Source organism: Thermoflexus sp., assembly GCF_040289485.1.
Taxonomy (GTDB): domain Bacteria; phylum Chloroflexota; class Anaerolineae; order Thermoflexales; family Thermoflexaceae; genus Thermoflexus.
Genome location: NZ_PSLG01000002.1, coordinates 83322 through 89550, shown reverse-complemented (window position 1 = coordinate 89550; position 6229 = coordinate 83322). Strand labels below are relative to the sequence as shown.

The window sequence follows — 6229 nt, the reverse complement described above, 5'->3', positions numbered from 1 at the left end:
TCGGTGGGGACGACTCGCGGTCTCATTGTACCCAATCGTGGGCGGATTGTGGGACGGTATCGGGACTACGGGTGAGTGTAAAGCTCCGGTAGGTGAACCCCCGCCCTACGATCGCTTCAGGCCGCGTCCCTCATGCCACGGAGCCGATGCGCACCAGCTCCCGCAGCACGTGCTTCACCCATGTCCGGCCCGCCGACGGCCCGTACAGCGCCGGCACACGTACCCGCCGCAACCACGCCTCCAGGTCCTTCGCCACCTCCGCCCAACTCCGGCCGGCAGCCAGCGCCGACTGCACCGCCGCGTGCGCCGCCGGATCGTGCCCCAACCCCTCCCGCAGCGCACGCCGCAGGTGGAAGGGATCAAGCCGGAACGTGGCGCGCGGAAACGCCTCCTTGAGCCCCTGCTTCGCCCACGGCGCCCCGTCGCTGCCCACCCAGCAGGCCTGCACGGCCCCCAGGTCCCACACCTGCCCGAACTCGGCCACCGTCTCCTCGAAGAACGTCGCCCCGTCCACTACCGCCGCATGCACCCGCCGGTTCACCAGCCGCCGCCGACCCCGGCCCACCGGCTCCTTGCCCTCGTACCCCACGCACAGCTTGATCCCCACCGCTCCCCCACGGCCGGGCACGAAGAACTCGTCCGCTTCCACGTGCAGCGCCTCCGGTACCGCGCGGCCCGGCGGCACCTCCCCGAACGCGAACAGCGCCTCGCGCCGTGCCGACGTCCGCGCCTTCAGCCCCGCGCCCACCGCCTGCAGCCGGCGCCACAACCCCATGGCGCTGACGTGTACCGTGCCCCCGCTGATCGCCTCCAACGCCCGCGCCGCCCCCCGGAACGACCGCTCCGTCGCCTGCAGCACACCCCGCTCCCATACCAGCGGCGATATGCGCTGCCGTGGCTCCAAACCCAACAGCTCGTCCAGCACGAACCTGCCCGCGCCGGTCTGACGGTCCCGGTAGTACCGCCGGCGCAGGTACAGGGCGCCAAAGACGGTCTGCAGCTTCTTCGCCTTGGTGTGGACCGGCGCAAGCCGCGCGGCATCCCGCGCCCGCAACGCCTGCTCGTCCAGGTACGCGCAGGCGTGCTCGAACAGCCGACGGGCTACATCCTGCACCGCCGCTACGATCCGACACTCCAACGCCCGAAAGTCGGGCGCCTCGCGCAGCGCCTCCGCGATGGCCCGTGCCAAAAGCAGGACTGCCTCCACCAACAGGCGAACGGAAAACATGCGAGACCTCACCTCCCTAGGGCGGGTAGGCCCCCCGCAAGGGGGATGCCTCCGGTGAGGTCTCGTTAGTTTTTGACCTCCCGGTCACCTACCGAAACTTTACGGTCTCGGACTACGGGGACGGGATCGCCGAGCTCGGCTGGGCGCGGGTTCCGTCCTCGTGCCGTTCTGGGGGCAAACGTCGCCGGCGGACGGACGCGGCCGGGGATGCGGAGCGGGCCGCCCGTCGGGCTCGGGCGCAGGTGCGGCGCCTCGTGCTCGCCGGCGGCTGCGACCGGCTTTTGACGCTGACCCAGCGGGAGTGCGTGGTGGACGTTGTGGAGTACGAGCGGCGGTTGAACCGGTTCTTGCGGCTGATGCGTGAGCGGGGTTTGCTTCCGGTGTACGTGGTGGTGCTGGAGCGTCAGGAACGGGGCGCGTTGCACGCGCACATGGCCATTCGTGGGTACGTGCCTGTGGTGGTGGTTCGGGCCCTGGCACGGCGGGCCGGGTTCGACAACATCGACGTGGCGTATCGGCGGGATGTGCGGGGTCCCCGGTGGCGGCGTGTCCGGCTGGCGCATTATCTGGCGAAGTACGTGGCGAAGGACCCCGTGCGGTTCTCCGGGGGCCACCGCTACCGGTGTAGCCACGGTGTCGAGGTACCGGAGGAACGGGTGGAGTTTGGGCCGTGGTGCGGCCCTGAGGAGGTCGTCCAGTGGTTCCGGGCCCGTGGCCACGCCGTGGGCTACGAGTGGATAGACGGGACGGGTCGGATGGGCTGGTTGTGCTCGTGGCAGTTGACGCCAGCCCAGGCGTCGGCGTAGCATGCAGGCGAGTCCTTTCTCTTCATAGGGGAGCCTGTCCGGAGAAACGCGGGGGGCGTTTCTCGCGGAGGGCGGCCAGGCCCTCCTGGACGTCGGGCAGCCGGAAGCCCAGGAACTCCAGGGCCGTGGAGGTATCGAAGAGGGGACCGGCCATGCGTAACCAGTTGTTGAGGGCATACTTGGTCCACCGGATGGCCAGGGCGCTCCCTTGTGCCAGCCGCCGCGCGATCCCCAGGGCCGTCTCATAGGCCTTCCCATCCTCCACACAGAGGGAGACCAGGCCCAGCCGCTCTGCCTCCTCGCCGGAAAGCGGTTCGTTCAACAGAAGATAATATTTGGCCTTGGCCAAGCCGATGAGCAACGGCCAGACCAGCACAGCGTGATCCCCCGCCGGAACCCCCAGCCGCACATGGCCGTCGAGCAAACGAGCCCCCCGGGCCGCCACCGAGATGTCCGCCAGCAACGCCGCCGCCAGGCCCGCCCCCACCGCTGGCCCCTCGATGGCCGAGACCACCGGCTTGCCGCAGTGGATCAGGTTGTAGACCAGATCCCTGGCCTCCTTCCAAAGCCGCATGCAAACTTCCGCGTCCGTGATGATGGCCTCGATGAGTTCGAAATCCCCACCCGCGGAGAAAGCCCCTCCCGCCCCGTAGAGCAGGACGACTCGGACGGAAGGGTCAGCGTCGATGTCCCGCCAGACATAGGCCAGCTCCCGGTGGGCCTCGGCGTCCAGCGCGTTGAGGGCCTCGGGGCGGCTCAGCACCACCTCCAGGAGGCCCGGCTCCGGCTCCCGCAGGATCAGCCGACGATACGTGGCCGTCCATGCGCCAACCATCGGTGCCTCCTCGCCGGATCAGGAACCTGTTCCTTTCAAGCGCTCGAGGAAATCCTCCCGCGGCGGCTGGAAGACGTCAAAGGCCAGGGTGTCCTCCAGAAAGACCACGGCGTGGGTCGCGCCGGAGGGGATGTGGACGATCTCCCCAGGGCCCAGTTCCTGTTCCTCCCCGTCCATCTGCAGGCGAAGGCGGCCCCGGATCACCAGGGTGATCTGCTCATGAGGGTGGGCGTGGGCGGGGACGGTCGCGCCGGCAGGCGCTTCCACCCGCACCACCATGACGCGATCGCCGGTGAAGGGCCGCAGGGTCAGGGCCCCGGCCGGGAACCCGGGCAGGCGTTCGGTCTGGGCATGTTTCATCGCGAGCCCCCCTCGGGAGAAGATCAGCGGCCGGGGCGCTCCAGCAGCCCCACCCGCTTCCGATCCAGCGCCTCCAGCAGGGCCTCGTAGGAGCGAACGAAGGCGGCCACGCCCTCGGCCTGCAGGCGGTCCAGGATCTCCCCCAGGCGGATCCCCAGCCGCTCCAGGGCCGCCAGGTCCGCCTCCGCCTCCGCCCAGCCCTCCAGGATCGTGTCCCCGAGGACCTGTCCGTGGTCCTCGAAGGCCTCCAGGGTGGCCAGGGGCATCGTGTTGACCGTGTCCGGACCGATGAGGCCTTCCACGTATTTCACGTCGGAGTAGGCCGCGTTCTTGGTGCTGGTGCTGCCCCACAGCACCCGCTGGGCCTGGGCGCCGCGGCGTTGCAGATCGGGGAAGGCGGCGGGCAGAAACCGCTCGCGGAAGATCCGATACACCCGCTTGGCGACCGCCAGGGCGATCTTCCCCAGGAGGGCGCGCGCCTCCGGCGTCCCCAACGCCTCCAGGGCGCGATCCACCGCCGTGTCGATGCGGCTGACGAAAAAGGAGGCCACCGAGGCCACCGTCCGCAGATCCTGCCCGGCCTCGGCCCGCCGCCGCAGGCCCCGCCAATAGGCCTCCGCAGCCGCCTCGTAATGGGCGGGGGAGAAGATCAGGGTCACGTTCACGTGGATCCCCTCCGCGATGAGGGTCTCGACGGCCGGGATGCCGGCGGGCGTGGCGGGGACCTTGATCATGAGGTTCGGACGATCCACCATGCGCCACAGCCGCCGGGCCTCGTCGATCGTCCTTTCGGTGTCGTGGGCCAGGTGGGGAGAGACCTCCAGGCTCACATAACCGTCCGCGCCGCCGCTCGCGTCGTAGACCGGCCGCAGCAGATCGGCCGCCATCCGGATGTCCTCCACCGCCAGCGCCTCGTAGAGGGCGGTCGTCTCCATCTCGGGGTCACGGGCCAGGTGATCCCGGAGGGCTTCATCGTAGGCCGGGCTGGTGGTGATGGCCCGCTCGAAGATGGTGGGGTTGCTGGTGAGGCCGGTCACCCCCCGCGCGATCAGCCGCCGCAGGGTCCCGTCGACCAGCCACTCCCGCCGGATCTCGTCCAGCCAGACGGACTGGCCGCGCTCCCGCAAAGCCTGTAAAGGCGCCATGATGGAACCTCCTCCCCGGGGGACGCCTCTCCGAAGGGAGAATCTTAGCCCACACGGGCCAGCGGGCCCCATCCGCCGCGACCCGGGCCCCCAAACCGGCGATGCCGGCCCCTTCCGGCAGCCGGCATCGCCGGACCGAATCCGCTCATCGATGGCCGGATCCGGATCACGCGCGGGCCTTGATGGCCTCCAGGGCCTTGGCGTAATTGGCCGCCACCTGGTCCCAGTTGACCACGTTCCACCAGGCCTGGATGTAGTCCGCGCGGCGGTTCTGATACTTGAGGTAATAGGCATGCTCCCAGACGTCCAGGCCCAGCAGTGGGAACAAGCCTTCCATCAAGGGGTTGTCCTGGTTCGGGGTGGAGTGCACCACCAGCCGCCCGAAGGCCGTCATGCTGAGCCAGGCCCAGCCGCTGCCGAAGCGGCCCATCGCCGTCTTGGTGAAGAGGTCCTTGAAGGCCGCGAAGCTCCCGAAAGCCTTGGCGATGGCCTCGGCCAGGGCGCCGGTCGGCTCCCCGCCCCCGCCGGGCTTCATCACCGTCCAGAACAGGCTGTGGTTGGCGTGGCCGCCGCCGTTGTTCCGGACGGTCTCCCGGATGTCCTCGGGGACGCTGGCCAGGTTGCGGATCAGGATCTCCACCGGCACGTCCTGGAGCTCAGGGTGCTTCTCCAGGGCGGCGTTGAGGTTGTTCACATAGCCCTGGTGATGCCGCGTGTGGTGGATCTCCATGGTCTGGGCATCGATGTACGGCTCCAGGGCATCATACGGGTAAGGGAGCGGGGGAAGGGTGTGCGCCATGGTCGGCCTCCCGTTTTGGGATTCAAGCCCTTTTATTTTAATCCGACCCGAAGGGGTCACCCAAAATCCCGCCGGGGCGGCCCCTCCGGAGGGCAAAGCAGCTTGTGGCACCATGATCGTATGCGCCCCGGGCGTCGGGAGGCCGCCCGGGGGAATTCGATCCGGGAGGTGGCGCGATGTCCGAGGAGATCCCCCTGGAGATCCAAGAACTGGCCCGGCAAGTGGAGACGGACGGCGGGGTGGTGCTCGCCGTTTATCGGGAGCCCTACAGCCGCCAGTGGCAGTTGCTGGTGGAGATCCCCCTGGACCGGGTGGAGCCCACGCCCTACCAGCGCGATCTCTCGCCGCACCACGTGGAGCGCCTCAAGGAGGTGATCCGGGAGATCGGGCGCTTCATCGATCCCATCGTGGCGGTGCGCACACCGGAGGGACGCTACTGGACCCCGAACGGCAACCACCGGCGGGCGGCCATGGCCCACCTGGGGGCCCAGCGGATCACGGCCATCCTCATCCCGGACCCCACCATCGCTTACCACATCCTGGGCCTGAACACCGAGAAAGCCCACAACCTCCGGGAGAAGGCCCTCGAGGTCCTCCGGATGTATCGGACGCTGATGGCCGCCCATCCAGAGGCCCCCGAGCGCACCTACGCTTTCCATTTTGAGGAGGCCTATCTGATCACCTTGGGGATCCTCTACGACCGCAAAGAGCGCTTCGCCGGGGCCGCTTATGTCCCCATCCTGCGCAAGGTGGACGGCTTCCTTGACCTTCCCATGGACCAGGCCATGGCGGAGCGGGAGCGCCGCGCCGCCCGCGTCGAGGAGATCGATGCCCTGGTGGCCCCCATCCTGGAGGCCTTGCATGCGAAGGGACTTCGCTATCCCTTCCTCAAGCAGGCGATCCTCTCCCAGGTCAATCCCATCCGCCGCAAGCGGATCGTGACCATGTCTTTTGACGAGGTGTTGGACCAAGTCCGCGAGGGCCTGGCCCGTTACAACGTTGAGGCTGTGACCGCGGAGGAACTGGCCCAGGCGGCGGCCGAGGCGGAGGAATAGC

7 protein-coding genes are annotated in these 6229 nt (G+C 68.9%); 2 read left to right on the top strand and 5 right to left on the bottom strand.

Annotated elements, in window-relative coordinates:
- Positions 1–130: 130 nt before the first annotated feature.
- Positions 131–1228, bottom strand: a complete 1098-nt coding sequence (locus C4313_RS00880; protein ID WP_352427990.1) for a UPF0236 family transposase-like protein — start codon at positions 1226–1228, stop codon at positions 131–133.
- Positions 1229–1470: 242 nt separating this feature from the next.
- Between C4313_RS00880 and C4313_RS00875 the strand changes: the two genes are divergently transcribed.
- Positions 1471–2034, top strand: coding sequence for a rolling circle replication-associated protein (locus C4313_RS00875; RefSeq protein ID WP_352427989.1), 564 nt, complete (start codon positions 1471–1473; stop codon positions 2032–2034).
- A 22-nt stretch (positions 2035–2056) separates the two neighbouring features.
- Here C4313_RS00875 and C4313_RS00870 read toward each other — a convergent pair whose 3' ends face one another.
- The 4 genes from C4313_RS00870 to C4313_RS00855 all read right to left on the bottom strand — a co-directional run bounded on the left by C4313_RS00870 (position 2057) and on the right by C4313_RS00855 (position 5173).
- Positions 2057–2869: an enoyl-CoA hydratase/isomerase family protein gene (locus C4313_RS00870; protein ID WP_352427988.1), complete on the bottom strand. Its 813-nt coding sequence runs from the start codon at positions 2867–2869 to the stop codon at positions 2057–2059.
- A gap of 18 nt (positions 2870–2887) precedes the next feature.
- The gene (locus C4313_RS00865; RefSeq protein ID WP_352427987.1) at positions 2888–3229 is read right to left on the bottom strand and encodes a cupin domain-containing protein; all 342 of its coding nucleotides are present in this window, start codon (positions 3227–3229) and stop codon (positions 2888–2890) included.
- A gap of 23 nt (positions 3230–3252) precedes the next feature.
- Positions 3253–4374, bottom strand: coding sequence for a transaldolase (gene tal, locus C4313_RS00860; RefSeq protein WP_352427986.1), 1122 nt, complete (start codon positions 4372–4374; stop codon positions 3253–3255).
- Positions 4375–4540: 166 nt separating this feature from the next.
- Positions 4541–5173: a superoxide dismutase gene (locus C4313_RS00855; RefSeq protein WP_352427985.1), complete on the bottom strand. Its 633-nt coding sequence runs from the start codon at positions 5171–5173 to the stop codon at positions 4541–4543.
- 176 nt (positions 5174–5349) lie between these two features.
- On the opposite strand from C4313_RS00855, the gene C4313_RS00850 reads away from it, so the two are divergent.
- Positions 5350–6228: a ParB/RepB/Spo0J family partition protein gene (locus C4313_RS00850; protein ID WP_352427984.1), complete on the top strand. Its 879-nt coding sequence runs from the start codon at positions 5350–5352 to the stop codon at positions 6226–6228.
- The last annotated feature ends 1 nt before the right edge of the window (position 6229 follow it).